The organism is Maritalea mobilis (assembly GCF_004363175.1).
In the GTDB taxonomy this organism is placed as follows: domain Bacteria; phylum Pseudomonadota; class Alphaproteobacteria; order Rhizobiales; family Devosiaceae; genus Maritalea; species Maritalea mobilis.
In genome coordinates, this window is the sequence record NZ_SNYR01000003.1 from 671,264 (window position 1) to 694,438 (window position 23,175).

Consider the following 23,175-nt stretch of genomic DNA (forward strand, 5'->3'; position numbering starts at 1 on the left):
TTATTGAGCAGCTTTTCCGCTGAGAGTCCAGACATCCAGCGCCAAATCGCGCATGAAATTAACGGTTTGGGAACTTTTTCAAAATTTGAGCGTTCATTTTGCATCGCCGAGCGCGATAAACCGCAACAAATGATGGGATTTATGGGACCGCTATTAGATTTTCAAACTGTTGGTTGGCCAGATGCGATGGCACGCGTAGCACTTGCAATGGCATTTGGCTTTTGTCTCGGCTTGGACCGTGACATCAAAAACAAGCCTGTTGATTTTCGCGTCTATATGATTGTGGCCGCCACCACATGTCTACTCGCCATTATGGGGCAGGAATTTGTCCATTATTACAAAGAAGCCTACCCCGATACGAAAATGGACCTATTGCGTATTGTTGAAGGTGTGCTCACCGGCATCGGCTTCTTGGGGGCTGGTGCAATTTTGAAAAGCTCAAACGGGAGCGAACACCGGATTATCGGCACAGCAACCGGCGCCAGCATTTGGAGCTCCGGTGCCATCGGCCTCATGCTTGGCTTTGGCCTTTATGGCTTGGCGCTTCTGGCCTTTGCTGTTTTGGTGATCATTCTGGTTGTGTTTGGCATTTTGCGTAAACCCCTTTTCAATCAAAGCGACAAATATTGAGGTAGATGAAATGAAACCCTTCATCGTTCGGCCATCAAATGCGTCACTGGCCCATATCTTGAAACGCATTAACATCAAGTCGAAGGCGCTTTAGCTTGCCTTGTGCGCAATGGTGTGTGCCAAACACATGCCATTGCGCTTGACGCTTTAAGCCATTGAACGCAAAACTGCATCATGCAGTTTTTTCGTCGCGTTTTGGCTTCATTGTCACAATCTTTTCCTGCCCAGCTTGCCACCCTGTTTGTGGCCGTTGCCTTGACGGCGCTCACCATTCTGGCGGTGGGGTTGCCGATTGTTGAAAATCGCGCCCGCACAGAAGTGGGCAGAGAAGTGGAGCAAGTTTTCGCGCTTCAGCAGGAAGCCATCAACGGACTTTTCGACAAATTTCGCCTGCTCACCGGCATCGTGGCGCGGGAGCCCGATATTGCTTTGCTGTTTGTGGCGCGCGAAGCGGGAGTGCAAGACCAACAGGCGCGGGCGCTGTTGAACAAATTGGCGGGCCTTTCCGGTGCAGCCAACATCCAATTGGCAGATCGGCAAGGTAAGGTTTTTGCACAATTTCAATCTGAACAATTTGCGCCAGAAACAATCCCAGAGGAGTTGCAAAGCGCTGCGCTGGAAGGGCGCTTGGGCAGAAAAACTCTCACCTCTGGCGATGATCAAATTGCCTATGCTTTTTCGTCTCGCGTGCACCGCTTGGGCGAAACAATCGGCACGGTCACCATTTATGTGGATTTGCAAACTTTGGGCACCGCTTGGGCGCTGATCGACGAACCTGTTTTCGTGACCCGGCCAGACGGAAGCTTTGTGGTGGGCAACCAATTGGCGACGGCCTTGCAAACGGATATGGTGAAAACTTATCCCAATCAACTCACGGAATTTATGCTGGATCGGGGCAGCGGCCAGCCAGTTCCCTATCTGGCCCGATCTGTATATCTCCCACTTTATGATTGGCACCTCAATGTGATGGAACGTTTTGCCCCTGTTGCGAATGCGCGCAACCAGTTCCAGCTCATCACCATTCTCGCAGCCATCATTGTCGCTGGCATGTTGTTCTTGCTGTTGCAACGATGGCATATTGCGCGGCTTCGGTTTGCGCAAGAACATGCGGTGGCTCTGGAGCTGGAAAAGCGCGTCAGCGAGCGCACAGCAGAGCTAAAGCGCGAATATGATGAGCGTATTCAAACCGAAGAAGCGCTGCGCCAAGCCCAGCAAGAATTGACCCAGTCCGCCAAGCTGGCCTCAATCGGGCAAATGTCTGCCGCTTTATCCCATGAATATAATCAGCCCATTGCCGCCATTCGGGCCTATGCTGACAACGCACGAGCTTTCTTAGATCGTGGCCATGGCAAGCGGGTGGACGAGAATTTAGAACGCATCACCAAAATGACCGACCGCATGGCCAAGCTTTCAAAAACATTGAAGAGTTTTGCCCGTAAGCCCGGAACGCAATTGCGAGCAGTTGAAATTGGCCCCTTGATGCAGGAGGCCATCATTCTGGTCGATCCGCACGCAAAAGCAAAAAAAGTCGACTTGGATTTCACATTGCCCATCGAAAAAGTGTTGGTGAAAGGTGGCAGTTTGCGCCTTTCCCAAGTGGTGGTGAACCTATTGTCCAATGCCATCGACGCAGCTGCAGGCAGTGCTAAAAATGCGGTCACCCTTGGCGTTGATTATGATGAAAAGCAGGTGGTGTTGCGGGTGGAAGACAGCGGCCATGGTGTCAGCGAAGAGGAAAAGAACAGTATCTTTGATCCCTTCGTTTCACAAAAAGAGGTGAGCGAAGGGCTCGGCTTAGGGCTTTCCATTGCCTATAACATTGTGCACGATTTTGGTGGTGAAATTGATGTTGGCGCCAGCGCGCTGGGCGGAGCCGCTTTTTATGTGAAATTGCCGCGCCATCATGACGAAAAAGAACAGGGCTGAACATGCAAAACATTTCGCAAACCCCGCAAATTTTGCTGATCGATGATGATGAGGATTTGCGCCACGCGCTGGAACAAGCGTTGGAGTTGGATGGGTTTGATGTCAAAAGCTATGCCCGCGCGGCAGATGCAGTGCCGCAGCTTCATTCCCAAATGTTTGGCGTGGTGGTGTGCGATGTGCGCATGCCTGAAATGTCTGGGCCTGAATTTTTGAAAAAGCTGATCGAAATCGATCCTGCCTTACCCCTAATCTACATCACTGGGCATGGCGATGTGGCCATGGCTGTGGCCGCGATGCGCGATGGGGCTTATGACTTTATCGAAAAGCCATTCCCCACCAGCCAACTCACACTTGTGATCAATCGCGCGGTGGAAAAGCGCCGTCTGGTTTTGGAAAACCGGGTGTTGCGGGAAGAGATCGAAAGCGAGGATTTACTCGATGAAACACTGATTGGCCGTTCCGACCATATGGTGCAAATCCGACAGCAGGTCAAAATGCTCGGTGCCGCCGATATTGATGTGATGGTCAATGGCGAAACCGGCGCCGGCAAAGATATGGTCGCCCGCGCGCTTCACGAACATTCCAACCGCAAAGATAATCCTTATGTGGCCGTGAACTGCGGGGCGTTGCCCAGCGAGATTATCGAAAGCGAATTGTTTGGCCATGAGGCAGGTGCCTTCACCGGAGCGACGCAAAAGCGGATCGGCAAAATTGAATATGCCAATGGCGGCACATTGTTCTTGGATGAAATCGAAAGCATGCCCCTTGATCTTCAAGTCAAATTGTTGCGGGTGGTTGAAACTAGGGGGGTAGAGCGCCTTGGGTCCAACAAAACCATCCCCTTGGATATTCGCATCGTAGCGGCCTCCAAAGCAGATTTGGCGGAGGCAAGCACAAAGGGCAAGTTCCGGCAGGATCTCTATTTCAGGCTCAATGTTGCCAGCATCAACTTGCTGCCGCTGCGAGAACGGCAAGAAGATATTTTAATGCTGTTCTATCGCTTGGCGCGGCAGGCACGGGCGCGTTTCCGCAAAGAAATTCCCGAAGTCACGCCAGACGTGGTCGCTGCCCTTCATGCCCATAACTGGCCTGGTAATGTGCGCGAATTGCGCAATTGTGCCGATCGGTTTGTGCTCGGCATGGGGCTGGGCGTGGGCGAAGATTTGCCCTCGTCAGAAAATGAAACACCTGCCTATCACCTTAGTGATCAGGTCGCGCGGTTTGAAAAGTCAGTCATTGCCACGGAAATCACCCGCAACAAGGGCGCATTAAAGCCAACATATGAGGCATTGGGCATCTCCCGCAAAACCCTCTACGACAAAATGAAAAAATATGGGTTGGAGACAGATCACTTGGAAAGCGATGTGTAGAAATCTACACATCGGCTGATTTTTGTGTGTGGAACTTCACACATATATAGGCGAATACGCATATTGAATTTTGAGCAAGTAATTGAAATATAATTATAAAATAGCTTCCTCGAGTTTTGGCACGGCTCTTGCAATGTAGGGGTGAGCGGTCAGAGGGGCCGCATCTAGAATATCCTTGGGAGGATTATATGCTTAAGAAATTCGCAGCTGGCGCGGTCATCAGCGCAGCTTTGTTCGCCACACCTGCTTTCGCTGCTTGTGACCCTGGCGAAATTGTCATCAAATTCAGCCACGTGACAGCCGCTACTGGCCACCCAAAAGGTGAGGCTGCTGAAGCCATCGCCAAGCGCATCAATGAAGAAATGAACGGCACTGCCTGTATGGAAGTGTTCCCAAGCTCGACATTGTTTGACGACGATAAAGTGATGGAAGCTTTGTTGTTGGGCGATGTGCAAATTGCAGCGCCATCTTTGTCAAAGTTTGAAAGCTTCACCAAAAAATATCGTGTGTTCGATTTGCCATTCCTGTTTCCAGACATGGATGCAGTGAACAATTTCACCCAAGGTGAAGTGGGCAAAGATTTGCTCAACGCCATCGACGACAAAGGCTATGTGGGCCTTGGCTATATCTATAATGGTTTGAAGCACTTCTCTGCCAAGAAACCATTGATGGTGCCAAGCGATGCGGAAGGCATGAAGTTCCGCGTGCAAACATCTGACGTGGCTGTGGCCATGATCGAAGCGATGGGTGCATCTGCACAGAAATTGGCCTTTAAAGAAGTGTATGGTGCGCTGCAAACGGGTGTTGTGGACGGCCAAGAAAACACTTGGTCAAACATCTACGCTGAGAAATTCTTCGAAGTGCAAGATGGCGTGACCGAAACCAACCACCAATTGCTGACCTATTTGGCAGTAACCTCAAAAGAATGGTTGGACAGCCTTGATCCAGAAGTGCGCGAGCAATTCCTCACCATCTTCAATGAAGAAGTTGTGGCAGCCAATGCGCAAGCGACAGCGGTGAACGAAGATGCCAAGCAAAAAATGATTGCGGCTGGCGGTGTTGTGCGCACGCTGACACCTGAGCAACGTCAAGAATGGGTGGATGTAATGAAGCCTGTTTGGGATCAATTTAAAGACGATATCGGTCAAGACGTGATCGATGCAGCCGTAGCTGCTGGTCAATAATCCATAAATCTAGGCCGCGTCCCAACTATGGGGCGCGGTTTTTGCTTTGACGGGGCAAAGGAGGGGGCTATGGCCGCATATTGGCTATATGGCATTATTGCTGTGCTTATCGCCGCCATATTTTTGGCGGAACGCAAATACCCAGAAGTAATCAGCAATTTAGAAGAAAATATTTTGGCGCTCTTATTGGCGGCAATCACTTTGGTGTCTTTCGTGCAGGTGGTGCTGCGCTATGGATTTAACTCCGGCTTTGGCGGCGCGCTTCAACTCACCCGTATCCTGTTTGCGTGGATGATTTTGATCGGCATGAGCTATGGCGTCAAAATGGGTAGCCACCTCGGGGTCGACGCTTTTGTGCGCATGTTGCCAAAACGCGGCCTGCGCATCGCCGCCTTGTTTGGCGCAGCCTGCACGGCACTTTATGCCATCATTCTGCTCAATGCAGATTGGCTTGGCATTTTCGGTGCCAATGGCAAAGGCGGGGCCATGACCTATTGGTCGAAAATGTTCCAGCTGCAATTGGGGTTGGAAGATTTGAAATATCCAACCTTCATGGTTGATCAGTTTGGTTGGCCAGAGCGCGTGCAGCGCTGGGTGGCTTATCTCATCTTGCCAATCTCACTTGCCCTTTTGGCCTTCCGGTCCATTGAAGCATTTGTGCAAATTTTCAAAGGCGAGCGCGATCTGATGATTGCGGGCCATGAAGCTGAAGATTTGGTGGCTGAAAATAAAGATGCATTGAAGGAGGCAAACTAATGGTCTCTGCAATTTTGTTCACTATGGTGCTCGTCCTGCTGTTGCTTGGCGTGCCCGTGGCCGTCTCCCTAGGCCTTGCGTCGGTGTTGGTGATCGCGTTCTTCTCCACCGACTCTATTTCCTCCGTGGCGCTGCAATTGTTCACCGCGTCGCAAAACTATACGCTTTTGGCCATTCCGTTCTTCATCTTGGCTGCAAGCTTTATGTCCACTGGCGGCGTGGCCAAGCGGATCATTCGCTTCGCAATCGCCTCTGTTGGCCATTTCCGTGGCGGCCTCGCCATGGCTTCTGTGCTGGCCTGTATGATGTTCGCAGCTCTGTCCGGCTCGTCTCCAGCGACTGTTGTGGCCATCGGTACCATTGCCATCGCGGGCATGATGCAGGTGGGTTATTCGAAAGAATTCGCAGCAGGCATCATTGCCAATGCGGGCACATTGGGCATCCTGATCCCACCCTCCATCGTGATGGTGGTCTATTCAGCCGCCACACAAGTGTCCGTGGGGCGCATGTTCTTGGCAGGCGTTTTGCCGGGTCTTCTGGCGGGTGGCATGTTGATGTTGGCCATCTATGTGGTCGCGCGCATCAAAAAGCTGCCAGCGGAACCTTGGCGCGGCTTTGGCGAGATTTTGCAAGGCGGTAAAGAAGCAGGTTGGGGCTTGTTCCTGATCGTGATCATTATTGGCGGTATTTATGGTGGGGTGTTCACCCCAACTGAAGCTGCGGCTGTTGCGGCCGTTTATGCGTTCCTCATTGCAATTTTTGTTTATCGCGATATGGGCCCATTGGCTGGCATCACATGGGTGCCCGCAGATGCGCCGATTGAAGCGCGCGTCGGGTTTTCCGCCACCGTATATGCCTTGGGCGTGTTCTTTGTGTGGATGGCCCTGTCTTACTTCGTGGTGGGACGTGATAGTGAGATCAGCCTAGAAGCACGGTTCTGGGCAGGCATCGCCTTGTCTGTAGCGGTCATGATCGCCTACAGCATGTGGCGCGACCCAAAAACCAGCATTGCCCGCGTGCCAATGCTAATTGTGCGGGGCTTGCCGATTTGGGGCAAAAACCTTGTGTTGGTGCTCACCCGTTTCTTCCCCGCCTTGGTGCATAATGATACGCGCCGGGTGATGGTTGAAGCATCGCGCACTACTTTGATGTTGATGTTCATCATCGTCAACGCGCTGCTCTTTGCCCATGTGTTGACCTCTGAGCGCATTCCACAATCCATCACCAATGTGATGCTGGATGCGGGCTTTAACTGGTTCACCTTCCTGATTGCCGTCAATATTTTGCTGTTGATCGGTGGCCAGTTTATGGAGCCATCAGGCCTATTGCTGATCGTTGCACCTGTGGTGTTCCCCATCGCTATGGAATTGGGCGTTGACCCCATCCATTTGGGCATCATCATGGTGGTGAATATGGAAATCGGCATGATCACACCGCCCATTGGCCTCAACCTGTTTGTGACCTCGGGCATAACGGGCATGAGCCTTATCCAAGTGGTGAAAGCGGCCGCACCTTTTGTAGCTGTGTTGTTGATCTTCTTGGTGATCGTCACCTACACCCCCCAACTATCAACGCTGCTCCCCTATGCGATGATGGGGCCGGAAATCATCACGCGATAAATCTTAATCCGCCGGGCCTTTGGGGGCTCGGCGGATCACCTATAGAAATTTCACTGCTTCACTCAGCAATAATCCTGCCGAAATCAGCGCCCCAAACAGGCCAAGCCATTGCCAATTGCGCAATGCTGCAGGTGCATCTTTGCGACGGGCGATCTGCCACAGCGAAAAGTTCACCAAGCTAAAGACGAACAAGATGATGGCACTCGTGGCCTGTGCCAAATGCACCAGCGGAAAACTAACTGCCAGCACAATGGTAAGGCCCGCCACAAACCAGGTGGAAAAGAGTGGCGTTTGCCGCTGTACATCCAATTTGCCAAAAATACTCGGCACCAGCCCTTCGTTGGCCATGCCATAAAGCACACGAGAGGCCATGATGATTTGCACCAAAATGCCGTTCACCATGGCAATGGTGGCAATCACCGCGATGGGGGCCCCGCTCTGGCCTGTAAGGGCGGAGAACAAATCTGCCAACGGGGCTTTGCTTGACGCCAATGCAGCTTGGTCCATGCTGCTCACTGCCACCAGCGCCACCAACATATAAACGATCACAGTAAGACCCAGCGTGATCAGGATGGCCCGCGGCACAGTCTTGTGCGGGTCTTTGGTTTCCTCGGCCATGTTTTCGATATCTTCAAAGCCGACAAAGGCAAAAAACGCGATCATAGCCGCGGTGCTCACGGCCATCATATCCGCGTGCTCGGCAAGGGGGTTCAGGCTTTCCGCCAGAAAAGAAACATCATTTAAATTGGGCACACCCAAAAAGCCGATCACCACCAATGTGCCGATCTCCAGCAGCGTGATGATGGCCGCGAAAATGACACTCTCGCGTACGCCAAACCAGGCAATGCCTGCCAAGGCGAGGATGATGACGCTGGTGATCAGCGGGGTGGGCAGCGCCAGCAATTGTTGGAAATATCCGGCAAAAGCAAGCGCAACAACTGCACTTGAAATAATCGCTGTAGCGGTTACACCCAAGCCAACCACGCGTCCCCAAAAAGGACCAATGCCAATATTCACAAAAACGGCCTCGCCCCCTGCACGGGGATAAACCGAGGAGAGCTTCGCATAGCTTAGGCCCGTGGCTGCTGCAATTATGCCCGCCAGTAAAAAGGCAAGCGGCGCCTGCTGGCCCGCAAGGCCAACGATTTCGCCAATAAGGGCGAAGATACCTGCCCCAATGGTCACGCCGACGCCGTAAAAAACCAGCATGGGCAGAGACAGGGTTCGCTTTAATTTAACTTGGCTATTTTCTGGTTTCCGCATGAACGCCCTCCATTCATGCGGCAAAGCCTATCCTAAAGCGACGGCAATGCAATTGATCTAGATTAGGTGCCGCAAAAAGTGCGAAGCACCCGCTCTTCATCTTTTGGCGGCGCAGTAAACTGTTCAAACTCTGGCTGATCGTCAAACGGGTGCTGGTAGACTTTGTTGAGCGTGTTGAACAGGCTCAAATCTCCTTCCATCGCCTCTTCAATCATCCGTTCCATCAAATGATTGCGGGGGATAAAGCGTGGATTTGAGCGTCGCATCATTTCCTGTCGGTCCGCAAGCAAAGTGGTTTCATCCGCATGCGCTGCGGTCCATTTGCTCATCCAATCACGCCAGCCAGCGCCTTCGAACTTTTCGGCATTTGTTTCAATCTCGGCTGGGTCAAGATCAACCAAAGCGCGGAAACTATTGGTGAAATCGAGATTGTGTTTTTGCAATAGATCCAAAAACGCAACAGCAATCGCCATATTCTCATCGGAGAAAGGCAATCCAATCTTGGCGCATAGGCCACGTTGAAAAGCATCGTCATATTGCGGCGCAAATTCATTGATTGCATCTTGTGCCAGCTGCACAGCGGCATCTTCATTGTCATGCAAAATCGGCAAAAAGCACTGGGCAAGCACACCCAAATTCCAACGGGCGATCCGTGGTTGATTGTGATAGGCATAGCGGCCAAATTCATCAATCGAGCTAAAAACAGTTTCAGGATGATAATGATCCATAAAGGCGCAGGGACCATAATCAATGGTCTCGCCTGAAACGGCCATATTGTCCGTATTCATCACCCCATGGATAAAGCCGATCAATTGCCATTTGGCGATCAATTTAGCCTGCCGCGCAATAATCGCTTCCAGCAATTTGACATATTTATGCTCAGCATCGCGCAATTCAGGGTAGTGTCGCTCAATCACAAAGTCAGCCAATTGAGCAAGCGCCTCATGCTGGCCGCGCGCCATGAAATATTGGAAGGTGCCAACACGCACAAAGCTGGCGCCAAGGCGGGTCAAAATCGCGCCGGGCAACCCCGTTTCCCGTTGCACTCGCTCGCCGGTTGAGATGGCGGCCAGTGCCCTAGTGGTGGGCGCGCCCAAAGAGTGCATGGCTTCGCTCATCACATATTCGCGTAAAACTGGCCCAAGCGCTGCCCGGCCATCGCCGTTGCGGGAGAAGGGCGTCGGCCCTGATCCTTTCAGCTGCACATCATAAATTTGGCCGTCTGGCCCGGTCACATCGCCCAAAATGTGAGCCCGGCCATCTCCCAATTGTGGCACCCAATTGCCAAACTGGTGCCCGGCATAAGCCATGGCAACTGGTTGGCTGTGCGGGGAGGTTTTGTTGCCGGATAAAATGGCCATGCCCTCTTCGCTACGCCAAAATGCCTCGTGCAAGTTCAGCGCGTTTGCCAATTTACTGTTAAAGCCAATCCAAGCTGGTGCAGCCACGGGGGTGGGCGCAACAGGCGCATAAAACAGATTGGGCAGGGCGGCAAAGCTTTGGCCTAAAGGGGCGGTGGGGATATCCATAAAAACCGTTCAACAATGATTTGAATTTTCGTGCAATATCGCGCACTTTTGTGGCGATTATTAGCAGTTTTACCAAAGGATGGCCAATCGTGGCTCAGGAGCAATTTGCGCAAACAGGTCCAAAGGTCGCTATCATTGGCGCGGGCATTGTTGGGGTCACCACCGCATTGCGGCTCAAAGAGCTGGGTGCATATCCCATCATCATCGATGCGGCACCCGATGCTGCCACAGCGACCAGCGCACAAAATGCCGCGCAATTGAGCTTCACCTCGGTTGATGCAGTGGCTTCACCCGCCTTGATGGGGCTAATGCCCAAAATCCTCACTGGACAATCTCCCAGCGGCAAATTGAGCCCTCTATGGGTGAAGGACTACTTTACATGGGCACTGCGTTTTTTAAACGAGGCTCGCACCAGCCAGTTTGAAAAAAACAGCCTCGCCAATCTGCGATTAAGCCTTGCCTCAAAAGCCGTGTTTCAAGAGTGGCTCGACACTTATGATTTCGATTTCGACTATCGCACTTCAGGCAAAGTGACCCTGTTGGGACCCAACGCCAATTTCACCGCCGCACAATTGTGGGCGGATCAGAAAAAGAAGCTGGGTGCTGAGATTGAAGTGTTGGATCATGAAGGCGTAGTGCGCAAAGAGCCAACCTTCATTCAGTTTCAAGGCCGCTGTAAAGGCGGCATATATAGCCCCGGCGATGCAGTTGGTGATGCACGCAAATTCGCCCGCGCCGCGCTTCGCCATCTGATTGAAACCAATAGCGGCGAGTTTTTGCCCAACCATAAAGTGCTTGATGTAGTGATGGACCAACAAGAAATGCGCTACCTCATCACAGACCAAGGTCGCGTCGAAGCGGATGCCTTTGTCATTTGCGCCGGGCTGCAATCGGTCGATCTTTGTGCGCGTCTGGGTAAAAGCTTACCCTTGGCCCCCATGGCTGGCTATAGCTTGTCGCTCCCCATGGGCAAGGCCGTGCCAGATTTGGCCATCACGGACAGTGAAAACAAGGCAGTGGTCACACGTTTGGGCGATCGCATCCGCTATGCGGGTTATGCTGATTTTGTGCCCCACCAACGCGGCATCTCTGCAAGACGCCTCAATACGTTTAAAGCAAAATTGTTTGAGCGCTTTCCATTGGTGGCGCTGGATGAAGGTGACCTATCCCCTTGGATGGGCTTCAGGCCACTCACACCAAACAGCCTGCCAGTTATAGGCCGTTTGACGCAGAAAAATGCGTACATCAACACTGGTCATGGCATGTATGGCTGGGTGCTCAGCGCAGGCAGCGCTGATCGCGTGGCGCGGCAAATTTTAAGCGAAGTCAAATAAAAAGGGCGCTGTACGAATGCAGCGCCCTTTCAAACTTAATGATGTAATGGCCACCTATGCGGCGTCCACACCCAAGCGTTTTTTGATGGAGTCGATGCTGGCGCGCGGCGTGGCGGCCAACAAAGTTTTGGTATAGTCGTGCTGCGGGTTATTGAAGATTTCATCCCGCGTATTTTGCTCAACAATTTCACCAAAATACATCACCATCACCCGGTCAGCGATATATTTCACCACAGACAAATCGTGGGAAATAAAGATGTAGGAGAGATTGAACTCGTCCTGCAAATCCGCCAACAGGTTCAAGATTTGCGCTTGAACGGACAAATCGAGGGCAGATACTGGCTCATCAAGAACCAAAATATCTGGCCGCAACATCAAGGCACGCGCAATCGCAATCCGCTGGCGTTGACCGCCAGAGAACATGTGCGGATAGCGGCCATAATGCACGGCATCCAGCCCCACTTTGAGCAGCATAGCCATCGCCAATTCGCGCCGCTCTTTGGCGGGCATATCGGTGTTGATGACCAAGGGCTCCTCAAGAATTTCGCCAACCTTCTGGCGCGGGTTTAGCGAGCCATAAGGGTTTTGAAATACGATTTGCACATGCTGGCGCATCGCGCTGGTTGGTGAGTTTTTGCTGATGTCGATCTTTTGACCATCAATTTCCAAATCACCAGATGTTTGCGCATCAATCAGCGTTAAAATGCGGGCCAATGTTGATTTGCCACAGCCACTTTCACCCACCAGCGCAAGGGTTTCCCCTTTTTTCAGCTCAAAGCTGACGCCTTTAAGGGCACGCACCACATCGCCTTTTTTGAACATGGTGCCTTTGGTGACATAATCGCGGCAAATGTCAGTGGCTTTAATCACAGCTTCGCTCATTGACTTGCCTCCTCTTTTGCAAATGTTTCAGCAAAGTCAGAAACGGTAGGCAGGCGATCGCCTTCCGCACGTTCTGGCAAGGCTGAAAGCAACGCTTTGGTGTAGGCATTTTGCGGGTTCTCAAACAGATCAAGCACATTGGCTTCTTCCATTTGCTGGCCCTTATATTGCACCACAACCCGATGTGCCGTTTCCGCCACAACGCCCATATCATGAGTGATCATGATGAGCGCCATATTGGTTTTGGCCTGAATATCCAAAAGCAAATCAAGGATCTGTTTTTGAATGGTCACATCAAGCGCTGTTGTTGGCTCGTCAGCGATCAAAAGCTTTGGATCACATGAAATGGCCATAGCAATCATCACCCGTTGGCACTGGCCCCCAGACAATTGGTGTGGGAAACTTTTCAGCTTCTTTTCCGGGTCTGGAATGCCCACCAGATTGAACAATTCAAGCGCGCGTGCTGCCCGCTCTTTTTTGTTCAGCTTGGTGTGCGTGCGCAACATTTCATGAATTTGAAAGCCCACTGTGAAACAGGGGTTGAGGCTGGCAATTGGCTCCTGAAAGATCATGGAAATGTCTTTGCCAATAATATGGCGACGGTCCCGATCACTCAGATTGCTAATGTCACGCCCTTCAAATTCAATCTTATCTGCGGTGATGGTTGCGGTTTTGGGCAAAAGACCCATCACAGCCAACATTGACACAGATTTGCCAGAGCCACTCTCGCCCACAATGGCGAGAATGTCATTTTGATCGACCTTAAAGTTCACCCCATCAACGGCCTTAAACGGGCCGTCAGCGGTGTCAAACGTCACTGTCAAATTTTCAATATGAAGTACATTGGTCATAATGATCAGCTCCGCTTGAGTTTCGGGTCAAGCGCATCGCGCAATCCATCGCCCACCAGATTGATCGCCAAAACGGTGACCAGAATGGCAAGACCTGGGAAGGTGACAACCCACCATGCGCGCAACACAAATTCACGTGCTTCCGCCAACATGGTGCCCCATTCAGGGGTAGGGGGTTGAGCGCCCATGCCCAAAAAGCCCAACGCCGCCGCATCCAAAATAGCGGTAGAGAAGGACAAGGTGGCTTGAACGATCAGCGGGGCCAAACAGTTTGGCAAGATGGTTTTAAACATCAAGCGCAAATGCCCGGCACCAGCCACTTTAGCGCTGGTCACATATTCCCGGTTGGATTCAGACATCACAGCCGCACGGGTCAACCGCGCGAAGTGTGGCTGCAACACAATGGCAATCGCAATCATGGCATTCACCAAGCCTGGTCCCAAAATCGCTACAAGCACCAAGGCCAACAGCAATGAAGGGAAGGCAAGGATGATGTCCATCACCCGCATGATCAGTGTATCAACCCAGCCGCGGAAATAACCCGCAATCAGGCCGATCATAATGCCACCAATCAGAGAGATGGTCACAACAACCACACCAATAAACAGCGAGAACCGCGCACCATGCATCAGGCGTGAAAGAATATCACGACCCACCGCATCGGTGCCCAAAATAAAGGTCCAGCTGCCACCGTCCTGCCAAACAGGTGGCGTCAAAAACGCATCCCGATTTTGCAAGTTTGGATCATGTGGTGCGATCACTGGCGCCAAAACCGCCATCAAGATCATAAAGCCGACAATGCAAAGGCCAATCACGGCCCCTTTGTTGGCGCTAAAATAGTGCCAAAATTCATTGAGCACAGACCAACGCGCTTTGCGGGCTTCTTCTTTAACGACATCTTGGTCGATATTTTTCAACGTAGGATCAGTCATTTCGCTTCTCCTTACTGATGCCGAATGCGTGGGTTGATCAGGCCATAAAGCACGTCAACCGTAAGATTGACCATCATGACGATCAACGCGATCAAAACCAGCCCACCTTGAACGGATGGGTAGTCACGCCGTGAAATACTATCCAGCATCCACTTGCCAATACCCGGCCAAGAGAAGATGGTTTCGGTCAAAATAGCACCGCCAAGCAGCACGCCAACTTGCAAGCCGATGGTGGTGATCACCGGAATAAGTGCGTTGCGCAATGCATGCACGCCAACCACTTGAACTTGCTCCAAGCCTTTAGCCCGCGCAGTCCGCACATAGTCTTCACCCAAAACTTCCAACATGGCAGAGCGTGTTTGCCGTGCGATCACCGCCAATGGAATGGTACCCAAAACGATGGTGGGCAAAATCAAATGCAACACCGCCGACCGGAAAGCACCCGCCTGACCTGAAAGCAAACTGTCAATCAGCATAAAGCCGGTGACCTGCGGGAAGAAGTAAAGAAGCGAGATGCGGCCTGAAACAGGCGTCCACCCCAATGTGCCGGAAAACAGAATGATGAGCAAAAGGCCCCACCAAAAGATCGGCATGGAATAACCAGCAAGGGCAGTGCCCATGGTCAGTTGGTCGAACCATGATCCGCGTTTAACGGCGGAGATGATGCCAGCTGGAATGCCAATCAAAGTGGCAAAGATAATGGCACAAGTGGCCAGTTCAACCGTTGCAGGAAAAAGCGCCATGAACTCGTTCAACACTGGACGCTTGGTCGCAATTGACGTGCCAAAATCACCTTGGAACAAGCCCACCACATAGGTGAAATATTGTTCCCAAATGGGGCGGTCAAAACCAAACTGAACCAGCAATTGTTGATAGCGTTCTGGATCGACGCCTCGTTCCCCCGCAAGGGAAAGAATCGGATCCCCCGGCAGCACGCGTACAAAGCCAAAAGCTACGATCGTGATGCCGATAAAGGTCGGTACAATAAGTACCAATTTGTTGAGCAGAAATTTCAGCATGTTCGTATAAAAAGAAAGCAGGCGCCACAAAGGGGCGCCTGCAATCAACCTTTTCCTTTATGCCTTACTCGGCAAGATCAACACCGTCGAACCAGTGGCCGCCCAATGGGTCCATGACATAGCCTTGGACTTTCTTAGACATTGGCATGAATACAACTGAGTGTGCGATCGTTGCCCATGGTGCTTCACGCTTGAACACAACTTGCGCTTCTTCATAAAGCTTTGTGCGTTCTGCTTGGTCTGAAGTTACCTTCGCTTCTTCAATCAAAGCTTGGAACTCGTCGTTACACCACTGAGCACGGTTTGAACCACCAACGCCGTCACAGCCCAAAAGAACCGCTAGGAAGTTGTCAGGGTCACCATTGTCGCCTGTCCAACCAAGCAACACAGCACCTTTACGGTCCAACTCAGATGAGCGAGCCAAATATTCGCCCCACTCATAAGAAACGATCTGAACGTCTACACCGATTTTCGCAAAGTCAGCCTGAATAACTTCAGCCATCCGACGTGCGTTCGGGTTGTAAGGACGCTGAACAGGCATCGCCCAGATTTCCATAGAAAGATCTGAAACGCCTTCTGCTTCAAGCATAGCTTTAGCAGCTTCTGGATCATATGGATCGTCTTCGATCGCGTTGTTGTAAGACCACATGGTAGGTGGAATTGGATTCTTAGCAGCTTGGCCAGCACCTTGGAACACGGCGTCCAAGATAGCTTGCTTGTTGATTGCCATGTTCAATGCTTTACGAACTTTTGCATTGTCAAATGGTGCAATCTGAGTGTTGTAGGCCAAGTAGCCAACGTTCAGGCCTTCTTGTTCCATCATGACGAGATTTTCGTCAGCGGCAAGGCTCTCAATGTCAGCAGGGTTTGGATATGGTGCCACGTGACACTCACCAGCCTTCAACTTTTGTGCGCGAACAGCAGCGTCTGTTGTAATCGCGAACACAAGGTCATCGATAGGCTGTTTGCCGTTCCAGTAGTCTGCGTGTGCAGCATAGCGGATCACAGCGTCTTTTTGGTAAGCAACGAATTGGAATGGACCAGTGCCAACAGGCTCTTGGTTCAACAATTCTTTTGTACCAGCTTCTTCAAGTTGCTGAGCATATTCAGCAGAAAGAATTGAAGCAAAGTCCATTGCAAGGTTTGCAATCATTGGTGCTTCAGGACGGTTCAACACAAACTTAACTGTGTAGTCGTCAACTTTCTCAATGTCCTTGATCAAGTCTGGCATGGACATACCGTTAAAGTATTCCCATGAGATGCCTGGTACATATTCATACCATGCGTGGTCAGCCAAACGCTGACGGTTGAATGAGAACAACACGTCATCAGCGTTAAAGTCACGTGTAGGTGTAAAGAAGCTCGTTGTGTGGAACTTCACGCCTTTACGCAAGTTGAAAGTGTACTCAAGACCATCTTCAGACACTTCCCAGCTTTCAGCCAAACCAGGCTGTACTTGTGAAGTACCGCGCTTAAATTCAACCAAGCGGTTGTAAAGCGGCTTAGAAGACGCGTCAAATGTTGTACCAGCAGTATATGGTGCAACGTCAAAACCTTCTGGTGAACCCTCAGAGCAGTATACTAGTGTTTTTGCGTAAGCGCTACCAGCCATCAACCCCATAAGGGCTGTTGCTGCCAGCAACTTTCCGAATTTTTTCATGATAATGTTCCCTCCAATATCATTGCACGCAGTTAGTGCATGCAGAGGAGAGAAAAGACGGTTTTTCTTTGAGTTGCAACAGCAAATCAAAAAAATTTTGCTGAAATTGTCTGACGGGACTTACTTTTTGTAAATTCTTCTCTGAATCTTGTCTGAATGATCAAGGACTTAACCTTGATTCCAACAAGTCTTCAAACAATAAGCCGGGATTGTCATGAGATTGTTGCGTAAACTGCAATTCAGTGGCGAGAGAGGTTTGTAAAAATTGCAGAAATCCAGCCGCACTTTTCTCAAAATCAGCAAATTCATAGTATTTTGATTCGATACGCTTGATCAGCATGCGCTTTATTTTGGCAAACTTATCCGTTGCTTCCGGGCCGTTGCTGATGGAGATCGCTTGCTTGCGATAAAGGTGTAACGGCTGGCCGATATGATAGCAATAATCGGTGTGGCAAAAGGCTTTGAGGATTAAATCCAAATCCACCAAACAAGGCTGGTCTTTGTCATACTCAATGGGCAAACGTTCGCGGTCATAAAGGATCATGCTGTCCATGGACAAATTCGTCCATTTATAGCGCCCGGCAGGCAAAATACGATGATCCTGGGTCACGCCGATTTGCCGCAATGGTGCCAATTTGCTGTCGGTCACTTGTAGTCCCGTAGAGATAAGGGGATGTTCCTTCAGATAAGGAACGACGATTTCCAGCTTATCTGCGGTGAAAAGATCGTCCGCATCTAACACTGCGATATAATTAGATCGCGCAGCAGCAACGCCCACATTGCGCGCATTGGAAGATCCAGTACCAATGCCCCCGGTATTTACAAAGCGGATACGGTTATCAGTAAGATCATGCTCCGCCAAAAGCGCAGCATAATCCTCGCCATCATCAATGCTGATCACCAGCTCCCAATTGTCATAGGTTTGCGCCATAGCGCTTTGCACGCTTTCTGCCAGTGTGTTGGCGCAGCGATAAGCGGGCATAACAATGGAGATGAGGGGAGACATAAAGCAACTCGCTGAAGCACGGCAAATCAATGATGAGATGGATTATACGCGAAACGACGCTGTTCGGGTCAATTCTATTTGCCGCTCTTGAATTCAAACATTGTCACGCCCATATTTAAACCAAGCTGGTGCCAAATGCCATTTTGGGTTTGGCCAACTATGTTGCTTTAAAAGAACAGATGCGGGCGCGAAGTTCGGCCTGCAAGCGAAAGGATGAATATGTCCAGAATGTCTTTTTTCTCGTCGCCCTTCCTGCTCGGTTTTGATGAAATTGAGCAACGCCTAGATCGCTTGGCAAAGGCGGCTGATGGATATCCCCCATATAATATTGAGCGTATTTCCGATGAGGATGGGGCTGAACAGTTCCACATCTCTGTCGCCGTTGCGGGTTTCACCCAAGACGAGCTGGAAATCACGCTGGAAGATAATCAACTCCTCATTCGGGGCCGCCAGCAGGATGACCCCAACCGCGAATTTCTGCACCGTGGCATTGCCGCACGCCAATTCCAACGCAGCTTCTTGCTGGCAGACGGCATGCGCGTTGAAGGTGCAGCGCTGAAAGATGGTCTTTTGAACATCGCTTTGGTGCGCCCAAATGTCGAAAAAGTGGCACGGCGCATCGAAATTAAAACCGCTGAGTAGCGGGCTGCGTATCTAAATAGTAATGCGTTTTGAGGAGGTGTCTTATGGCACATATCGAAAAAACACCGACCAACGCACCCTTTAGCGTTGAAGAATTCTTGGCACTTGGCGGAGAGGACATTGTCTATCGTCGTCGTTTGACCGGCAAAGAATTGAAAGCATTTTTGCCAGAAGCGAAAAATGCGCCTGAGGCGCAAGTGTTTGAGGCCCTTTTTGGCGCCGACGGCACGCCGCTTTTGGTCACAGATGACAAACGGTCACTGGCCAATTGGCTAGACGAAGCGGGCATGGATATGGCGTTGCGCCACTAGAATTTTCCAATCCCCGAAAAGAAAAAGCACATTCACGTCCCTCCCTGTGAATGTGCTTTTTTAATGTTCAGTTCGCTGCAGATATTTATGCGGCGTTTGTTTCTTCCGCTTCGCGGGTCAAAAACTCATGAATATCACTGGTGCTGCTCAACTGGCGCAAGCGCTCCATCAGGCCCGGTGTACGGGTCAAACGAGCAATGCGCGACAGTGCTTTCAAATGGTCCGCGCCTGACCCTTGTGGGGCCAACAGCACAAAAGCCAAATCAACAGGCTTATCGTCTACCGCATCAAACTCGATACCATGCTCGAGCCGAATAAGAATGCAGTGCACACCGTCGAGGCCCTTCAGCTTGCCATGTGGAATGGCAATGCCTTCGCCCAAACCGGTGGAGCCTAATTGTTCACGTTCTTGCAGCGTTTCAAAAATCTGGTGGGCATCAATGCCCACCAACTCACTGGCCTGCTCCGCAGCAAGCTGCAAAAGCTGGCGTTTGCACGTGACTTTCGCGCAAGGCAAGATGGCCTTGCTCGCCAGAATCTGTGCGATTTCCATTTATGCGCCTTTCATTGTGATCAACGAAGGGGACAAGCGCTTACTTGTTCTCAAGGGCTGGGTCCACCCAGCCAACATTCCCATCAGCGCGACGGTAAACCACATTAACGCCGCCATGTCCAGCATGTCTAAAAACAATTACGTCGCTTTGCGCCAAATCCAGCTCCATAACGGCTTCACCAACGCTCATTGTGTGAAGATTATCAGTTGTTTCCGCAATAATGGCCGGATTGAAGTCTTCTTCAACTTCCTCTTCTTTTTCAGGTGAGGCAAGAATATAGGATTGTGCTTTGAACTTGTCCGTCTGTGCATTACGACGGTGATTCTTTAGTTTGCGCTTATAGCGGCGCAACCGCTTTTCAATATGCCCTGCAGCATCTTCAAAGGCAGAAACGGCATCGCCAGCGTCGGCCCCGGCTTGCAAAACAACGCCGGTGTCTAGGTGAACGACCACGTCCGCATTGAAGCGGGTACCTTCATGTTCAAGGGTGAGATGACCATCATAACCACCATCAAAATATTTGGTGATCGCAGACTCCAAATGGTCATGCGCTTTTGTGCGAAGTGAATCGCCAACATCCATATTTTTTCCAGAAACACGTAGGCTCATATATATACCCCTTTCTCTATTGCTTATATTAAGGGCGTTTTCGCCGAGGTGAATTGACCTCTGTCAATTATTTTAACGCCGCTTCGCGGTGCGATGCAATCACCTCTAATACGGATTATCGCCTCTCAAGCCCTTCCAAATGATGAAAAAAGGCACTAACATTCGCTCCATATTGATTTGGTGCGTTGCGTGCAAATGCCGTTAATTGTGGCCGATTGGTTCGCCAAATTTCCTTTCAAAATTTCTGACATCTTCATGCCCTTCCGGCAAAGGCTTTCTTGCGTATCCATTAGATTATGTGGTGTTCAAAAATCGTGCTTGCAAGGGGATAAAACTCATCTTTCTGGGTTGTGGTTCCAGCATTAATTTGTTGAAGTTGCACAATAAAGGGAGCCATATGACGCAAAATCTGAAAAAGCTGCAAACCGTGTTGGACGACGCCATACACTTGGCGCATCAATCTGAAGAGCGGGGCAAAGTTGCGCAATATATTCCCGAACTGGCAAAGGCCGATCCACAAAAGGCTGGCATCGCCATCACCTTGGACAATGGCGAAACCATTGGCGCTGGCGATTGGCAGCAACCCAACACCATTCAATCCATTTCAAAAGTGTTTACCCTGGCTTTATGTTTGGGCACGTTAGGCGACAATTTATGGGCGCGGGTGGGGCGAGAACCATCGGGCTCTGCCTTTGACTCGATCTTGCAGCTCGAACATGAAAATGGCATTCCGCGCAATCCATTCGTAAATGCGGGCGCGATTGTAGTGACTGACGCCATTTTGGCTACCTATCAGCCCAAAGAAGCTTTGGGTGAAATTGTGCGCTTTGTGCAAGGCCTTGCAGGTGACGATCAGATTTTTATTGATGGCAAAGTGGCGCGTTCAGAGGAAGAAACAGGTCACCGCAACCGCGCGCTCGCCCATTATCTGGCTTCCTGCGGCAATCTTCATAATCCGGTCGAACACACGCTGGGCGTTTATTACAATCAATGTGCCCTCACCATGGATTGTGCTCAGCTCTCCCGCGCTGGCCGCTTTCTGGCGTTCGCGGGCACATTGGGGCCAAACCGGCAGCAAATGGTGTCCATGAAACGGGCGCGGCGGATTGCGGCGATCATGCTGACCTGCGGCCATTATGATGGTTCGGGCGATTTCGCCTATCGGGTGGGCTTGCCCGCCAAATCGGGCGTGAGCGGCATGATTTTGGCTGCTGTGCCGGGTATTGCTTCTATCGCCGTGTGGTCACCCGGCTTAGATCGCAATGGCAATTCCTATATCGGCACAAAAATGCTGGAATATGTGACCAATCAGATGGATTGGACGGTCTTTTCTTAAAACCCGTTGTTTAACGCACCAATTCCCGCTTTTGCCGCCGCCGCATCACTGAAGAAGCAATGCCCATCGCTTCACGATATTTGGCCACGGTGCGCCGCGCCACATCCATGCTTTGCTCTTTGTTTAAAATCGCGGCAATCTTGTCGTCAGACAGAATTTTCTTCGGGTCTTCCGCATCGATTAATTGTTTGATCCGATATTTCACCGCTTCTGCCGAATGGTCTGCTGCGCCGCTGGCGGAGTGGATGGCCGAGGTGAAGAAATATTTCAGTTCAAAAAGCCCCCGCGGCGTGCTGACATATTTATTGCTGGTCACTCGCGAAATGGTGCTCTCATGCATCTCAATTTCTTCGGCGACCATTTTCAACGTCATCGGCTTGAGGTGCGACACGCCATGATGCAAAAAGCCGTCCTGTTGTCGGGCAATTTCTTTGGTCACCTTCAAAATGGTTTGCGCTCGTTGATCAAGGCTTTTGGTCAGCCAGTTCGCGGTTTGCAGACATTCTGACAAATAGGTTTTGTCTTCACCCTTTTTGGCGCTGGCGCTCACGCTGGCCAAATAGGTGCGGTTGACCAACACTTTGGGCAGGACCTCTTGGTTCAGCTCAATCACCCATTCTTTATTGTTGCCTTGGCGGATAAACACGTCGGGCACAATCGCCTGCACATTGCCGCCTTCAAATGCGCGGCCGGGGCGTGGGTCCAAACGGCGAATTTCGGCAAGCATATCGCCCAAATCTTCCGCATCCGCACCAATAAGCTTTTGCAGTTCGGTGATTTTGTGTGCTGCCAGTAAATCCAAATTCGCCAGCAAGGCCTGCATCATTGGGTCTAACCGATCACGCTCGCGCAATTGGATAGATAAACATTCAGACAAGTCTCGCGCAAAAATGCCCAGCGGATCGCAGCCCTGAATGGCTTCAAGAACAGCTTCGACATGACCAAGCTCGGTGCCCAACTGGTCCGCAATCTGATCCAAAGGCGCATCCACATAGCCCATTTCATTCAAATTTTCGATCAACGCACTGGCGATCAGCATGTCGCCGGGATGTTTGAGGATTAGCGAAATCTGTTCAATCAAATGGTCATTGAGGGTTTTGCTGCCCGCAGCAAATTGCTCAAAATCGGCCCCATCTTGGCTGCCGCTTGTGTGCTTTCCTTCTGGCCAGGCGAGCGATTGGGAAAGACTGTCCTGCCCCACCTGCTCGGGGTAGAGATTGGCCACATCTGTGTCCATATCCTCCGCCACCGAAACAGCGCTGCCTAAATTGTCAGCGCGACTGGACACTTCGATATCATATTCTTCCCGCCGGGGCGTGGCATCGCCATCGCGCGCGCCCTCATCGGGGTCGCCATCACCACTATCATCCCGCTCCAACAGCGGATTGCGCAACAATTCATCTTCAACAAATTGCGAAAGTTCAGTGTGCGAGAGCTGCAACAGCTTGATCGACTGCATCAATTGCGGGGTCAGCGCAAGTGTCTGCGATTGTCTAATGTCCAATCTTGGGCCAATGGCCATGCCGATCAGTGCTCCTTTGGGCAAATCAACCAGTTACATTTGCCAAAATGCCATAGGTGAGCCCAGACATTCAAGTCGCACTATACAAAATCCGTGCCAATCTTAACAATTGTCGTAATTTCCCAAAATATATCCATCGTATGATTAACGTGCGACGCCCAAACTGCCAAGGTACCGGGGACGGACGCAACGCGTCCGGTGGCGGCAGGAAAAAATGGCGGGGGTGCCGGGGACGGACGC

21 protein-coding genes are annotated in these 23,175 nt (G+C 51.0%); 10 read left to right on the forward strand and 11 right to left on the reverse strand.

The features are described from left to right. Positions 1 to 141 precede the first annotated feature (141 nt). From ATL17_RS15900 to ATL17_RS15925, 6 genes are all read left to right on the forward strand, one after another. The gene (locus tag ATL17_RS15900) at positions 142 to 630 is read left to right on the forward strand and encodes an MgtC/SapB family protein (RefSeq protein WP_166639070.1); all 489 of its coding nucleotides are present in this window, start codon (positions 142 to 144) and stop codon (positions 628 to 630) included. 174 nt (positions 631 to 804) lie between these two features. Beyond that, positions 805 to 2,556 (forward strand): sensor histidine kinase, encoded by a 1,752-nt coding sequence (locus ATL17_RS15905; protein WP_133573793.1) that lies wholly within the window; start codon positions 805 to 807, stop codon positions 2,554 to 2,556. A 2-nt stretch (positions 2,557 to 2,558) separates the two neighbouring features. Then, positions 2,559 to 3,926, forward strand: a complete 1,368-nt coding sequence (locus tag ATL17_RS15910) for a sigma-54-dependent transcriptional regulator (RefSeq protein ID WP_133573794.1) — start codon at positions 2,559 to 2,561, stop codon at positions 3,924 to 3,926. A gap of 188 nt (positions 3,927 to 4,114) precedes the next feature. Next, positions 4,115 to 5,110 (forward strand): DctP family TRAP transporter solute-binding subunit, encoded by a 996-nt coding sequence (locus ATL17_RS15915; RefSeq protein ID WP_133573795.1) that lies wholly within the window; start codon positions 4,115 to 4,117, stop codon positions 5,108 to 5,110. A 69-nt stretch (positions 5,111 to 5,179) separates the two neighbouring features. Then, entirely contained in the window at positions 5,180 to 5,866 is a 687-nt protein-coding gene (locus ATL17_RS15920; RefSeq protein WP_133573796.1) for a TRAP transporter small permease, read from the forward strand. After that, positions 5,866 to 7,485, forward strand: coding sequence for a TRAP transporter large permease (locus ATL17_RS15925; protein ID WP_133573797.1), 1,620 nt, complete (start codon positions 5,866 to 5,868; stop codon positions 7,483 to 7,485). The genes ATL17_RS15920 and ATL17_RS15925 overlap by 1 nt, the downstream gene beginning before the upstream one ends. Before the next feature lie 39 nt (positions 7,486 to 7,524). Here ATL17_RS15925 and ATL17_RS15930 read toward each other — a convergent pair whose 3' ends face one another. After that, complete coding sequence (locus tag ATL17_RS15930; protein ID WP_133573798.1) at positions 7,525 to 8,748, reverse strand: APC family permease; 1,224 nt, start codon at positions 8,746 to 8,748, stop codon at positions 7,525 to 7,527. Positions 8,749 to 8,810: 62 nt separating this feature from the next. Continuing rightward, positions 8,811 to 10,277, reverse strand: coding sequence for a protein adenylyltransferase SelO (locus ATL17_RS15935; protein WP_133573799.1), 1,467 nt, complete (start codon positions 10,275 to 10,277; stop codon positions 8,811 to 8,813). An 89-nt stretch (positions 10,278 to 10,366) separates the two neighbouring features. On the opposite strand from ATL17_RS15935, the gene ATL17_RS15940 reads away from it, so the two are divergent. Further along, positions 10,367 to 11,611, forward strand: coding sequence for an NAD(P)/FAD-dependent oxidoreductase (locus ATL17_RS15940; protein WP_166639071.1), 1,245 nt, complete (start codon positions 10,367 to 10,369; stop codon positions 11,609 to 11,611). Between the two features lie 54 nt (positions 11,612 to 11,665). Here ATL17_RS15940 and ATL17_RS15945 read toward each other — a convergent pair whose 3' ends face one another. From ATL17_RS15945 to ATL17_RS15970, 6 genes are all read right to left on the reverse strand, one after another. Further along, positions 11,666 to 12,493: a dipeptide ABC transporter ATP-binding protein gene (locus ATL17_RS15945; protein ID WP_133573801.1), complete on the reverse strand. Its 828-nt coding sequence runs from the start codon at positions 12,491 to 12,493 to the stop codon at positions 11,666 to 11,668. Then, positions 12,490 to 13,344, reverse strand: a complete 855-nt coding sequence (locus ATL17_RS15950; protein WP_133573802.1) for an ABC transporter ATP-binding protein — start codon at positions 13,342 to 13,344, stop codon at positions 12,490 to 12,492. The genes ATL17_RS15945 and ATL17_RS15950 overlap by 4 nt, the downstream gene beginning before the upstream one ends. 5 nt (positions 13,345 to 13,349) lie before the next feature. Then, positions 13,350 to 14,276, reverse strand: a complete 927-nt coding sequence (locus ATL17_RS15955) for an ABC transporter permease subunit (RefSeq protein WP_133573803.1) — start codon at positions 14,274 to 14,276, stop codon at positions 13,350 to 13,352. An 11-nt stretch (positions 14,277 to 14,287) separates the two neighbouring features. Beyond that, positions 14,288 to 15,295, reverse strand: coding sequence for an ABC transporter permease subunit (locus ATL17_RS15960; RefSeq protein WP_133573804.1), 1,008 nt, complete (start codon positions 15,293 to 15,295; stop codon positions 14,288 to 14,290). Positions 15,296 to 15,359: 64 nt separating this feature from the next. After that, positions 15,360 to 16,955 carry an ABC transporter substrate-binding protein gene (locus ATL17_RS15965; protein WP_133573805.1) on the reverse strand — a complete coding sequence of 532 codons (1,596 nt, stop codon included), beginning with the start codon at positions 16,953 to 16,955 and terminating at the stop codon, positions 15,360 to 15,362. A gap of 160 nt (positions 16,956 to 17,115) precedes the next feature. Then, positions 17,116 to 17,961: a glycosyltransferase family 2 protein gene (locus ATL17_RS15970; RefSeq protein ID WP_133573806.1), complete on the reverse strand. Its 846-nt coding sequence runs from the start codon at positions 17,959 to 17,961 to the stop codon at positions 17,116 to 17,118. Positions 17,962 to 18,180: 219 nt separating this feature from the next. Between ATL17_RS15970 and ATL17_RS15975 the strand changes: the two genes are divergently transcribed. Both ATL17_RS15975 and ATL17_RS15980 read left to right on the forward strand, forming a co-directional pair. Next, entirely contained in the window at positions 18,181 to 18,603 is a 423-nt protein-coding gene (locus ATL17_RS15975) for an Hsp20 family protein (protein WP_133573807.1), read from the forward strand. A gap of 44 nt (positions 18,604 to 18,647) precedes the next feature. Continuing rightward, positions 18,648 to 18,914: a DUF1150 family protein gene (locus tag ATL17_RS15980; RefSeq protein WP_133573808.1), complete on the forward strand. Its 267-nt coding sequence runs from the start codon at positions 18,648 to 18,650 to the stop codon at positions 18,912 to 18,914. Between the two features lie 85 nt (positions 18,915 to 18,999). On the opposite strand, the gene ATL17_RS15985 is transcribed toward ATL17_RS15980, so the two are convergent. After that, on the reverse strand, positions 19,000 to 19,467 hold the full coding sequence (locus ATL17_RS15985; protein WP_133573809.1) for a PTS sugar transporter subunit IIA: 468 nt from the start codon (positions 19,465 to 19,467) through the stop codon (positions 19,000 to 19,002). 40 nt (positions 19,468 to 19,507) lie between these two features. Then, a complete protein-coding gene (gene hpf / locus ATL17_RS15990; RefSeq protein ID WP_133573810.1) occupies positions 19,508 to 20,077 on the reverse strand; it encodes a ribosome hibernation-promoting factor, HPF/YfiA family in 570 nt (189 codons plus the stop codon). A 397-nt stretch (positions 20,078 to 20,474) separates the two neighbouring features. Between hpf and ATL17_RS15995 the strand changes: the two genes are divergently transcribed. After that, a complete protein-coding gene (locus tag ATL17_RS15995) occupies positions 20,475 to 21,413 on the forward strand; it encodes a glutaminase (RefSeq protein WP_133573811.1) in 939 nt (312 codons plus the stop codon). 10 nt (positions 21,414 to 21,423) lie between these two features. Here the strand turns inward: ATL17_RS15995 and rpoN are convergent, their stop codons facing one another. Next, positions 21,424 to 22,935, reverse strand: coding sequence for an RNA polymerase factor sigma-54 (gene rpoN, locus ATL17_RS16000; protein ID WP_133573812.1), 1,512 nt, complete (start codon positions 22,933 to 22,935; stop codon positions 21,424 to 21,426). Positions 22,936 to 23,175: the final 240 nt, after the last annotated feature.

What these genes read in the sequence shown, in the direction of transcription:
- ATL17_RS15985 (WP_133573809.1), bottom strand. Translation starts at nt 19,467, where the DNA reads ATGGAAATCGCACAGATTCTGGCGAGCAAGGCCATCTTGCCTTGCGCG.
- ATL17_RS15955 (WP_133573803.1), bottom strand. Translation starts at nt 14,276, where the DNA reads ATGACTGATCCTACGTTGAAAAATATCGACCAAGATGTCGTTAAAGAA.
- ATL17_RS15960 (WP_133573804.1), bottom strand. Translation starts at nt 15,295, where the DNA reads ATGCTGAAATTTCTGCTCAACAAATTGGTACTTATTGTACCGACCTTT.
- ATL17_RS15915 (WP_133573795.1), top strand. Translation starts at nt 4,115, where the DNA reads ATGCTTAAGAAATTCGCAGCTGGCGCGGTCATCAGCGCAGCTTTGTTC.
- ATL17_RS15920 (WP_133573796.1), top strand. Translation starts at nt 5,180, where the DNA reads ATGGCCGCATATTGGCTATATGGCATTATTGCTGTGCTTATCGCCGCC.
- ATL17_RS15900 (WP_166639070.1), top strand. Translation starts at nt 142, where the DNA reads ATGGGACCGCTATTAGATTTTCAAACTGTTGGTTGGCCAGATGCGATG.
- ATL17_RS15905 (WP_133573793.1), top strand. Translation starts at nt 805, where the DNA reads ATGCAGTTTTTTCGTCGCGTTTTGGCTTCATTGTCACAATCTTTTCCT.
- ATL17_RS15945 (WP_133573801.1), bottom strand. Translation starts at nt 12,493, where the DNA reads ATGAGCGAAGCTGTGATTAAAGCCACTGACATTTGCCGCGATTATGTC.
- ATL17_RS15925 (WP_133573797.1), top strand. Translation starts at nt 5,866, where the DNA reads ATGGTCTCTGCAATTTTGTTCACTATGGTGCTCGTCCTGCTGTTGCTT.
- rpoN (WP_133573812.1), bottom strand. Translation starts at nt 22,935, where the DNA reads ATGGCCATTGGCCCAAGATTGGACATTAGACAATCGCAGACACTTGCG.
- ATL17_RS15935 (WP_133573799.1), bottom strand. Translation starts at nt 10,277, where the DNA reads ATGGATATCCCCACCGCCCCTTTAGGCCAAAGCTTTGCCGCCCTGCCC.
- ATL17_RS15975 (WP_133573807.1), top strand. Translation starts at nt 18,181, where the DNA reads ATGTCCAGAATGTCTTTTTTCTCGTCGCCCTTCCTGCTCGGTTTTGAT.
- ATL17_RS15995 (WP_133573811.1), top strand. Translation starts at nt 20,475, where the DNA reads ATGACGCAAAATCTGAAAAAGCTGCAAACCGTGTTGGACGACGCCATA.
- ATL17_RS15930 (WP_133573798.1), bottom strand. Translation starts at nt 8,748, where the DNA reads ATGCGGAAACCAGAAAATAGCCAAGTTAAATTAAAGCGAACCCTGTCT.
- ATL17_RS15910 (WP_133573794.1), top strand. Translation starts at nt 2,559, where the DNA reads ATGCAAAACATTTCGCAAACCCCGCAAATTTTGCTGATCGATGATGAT.
- ATL17_RS15965 (WP_133573805.1), bottom strand. Translation starts at nt 16,955, where the DNA reads ATGAAAAAATTCGGAAAGTTGCTGGCAGCAACAGCCCTTATGGGGTTG.
- hpf (WP_133573810.1), bottom strand. Translation starts at nt 20,077, where the DNA reads ATGAGCCTACGTGTTTCTGGAAAAAATATGGATGTTGGCGATTCACTT.
- ATL17_RS15970 (WP_133573806.1), bottom strand. Translation starts at nt 17,961, where the DNA reads ATGTCTCCCCTCATCTCCATTGTTATGCCCGCTTATCGCTGCGCCAAC.
- ATL17_RS15950 (WP_133573802.1), bottom strand. Translation starts at nt 13,344, where the DNA reads ATGACCAATGTACTTCATATTGAAAATTTGACAGTGACGTTTGACACC.
- ATL17_RS15980 (WP_133573808.1), top strand. Translation starts at nt 18,648, where the DNA reads ATGGCACATATCGAAAAAACACCGACCAACGCACCCTTTAGCGTTGAA.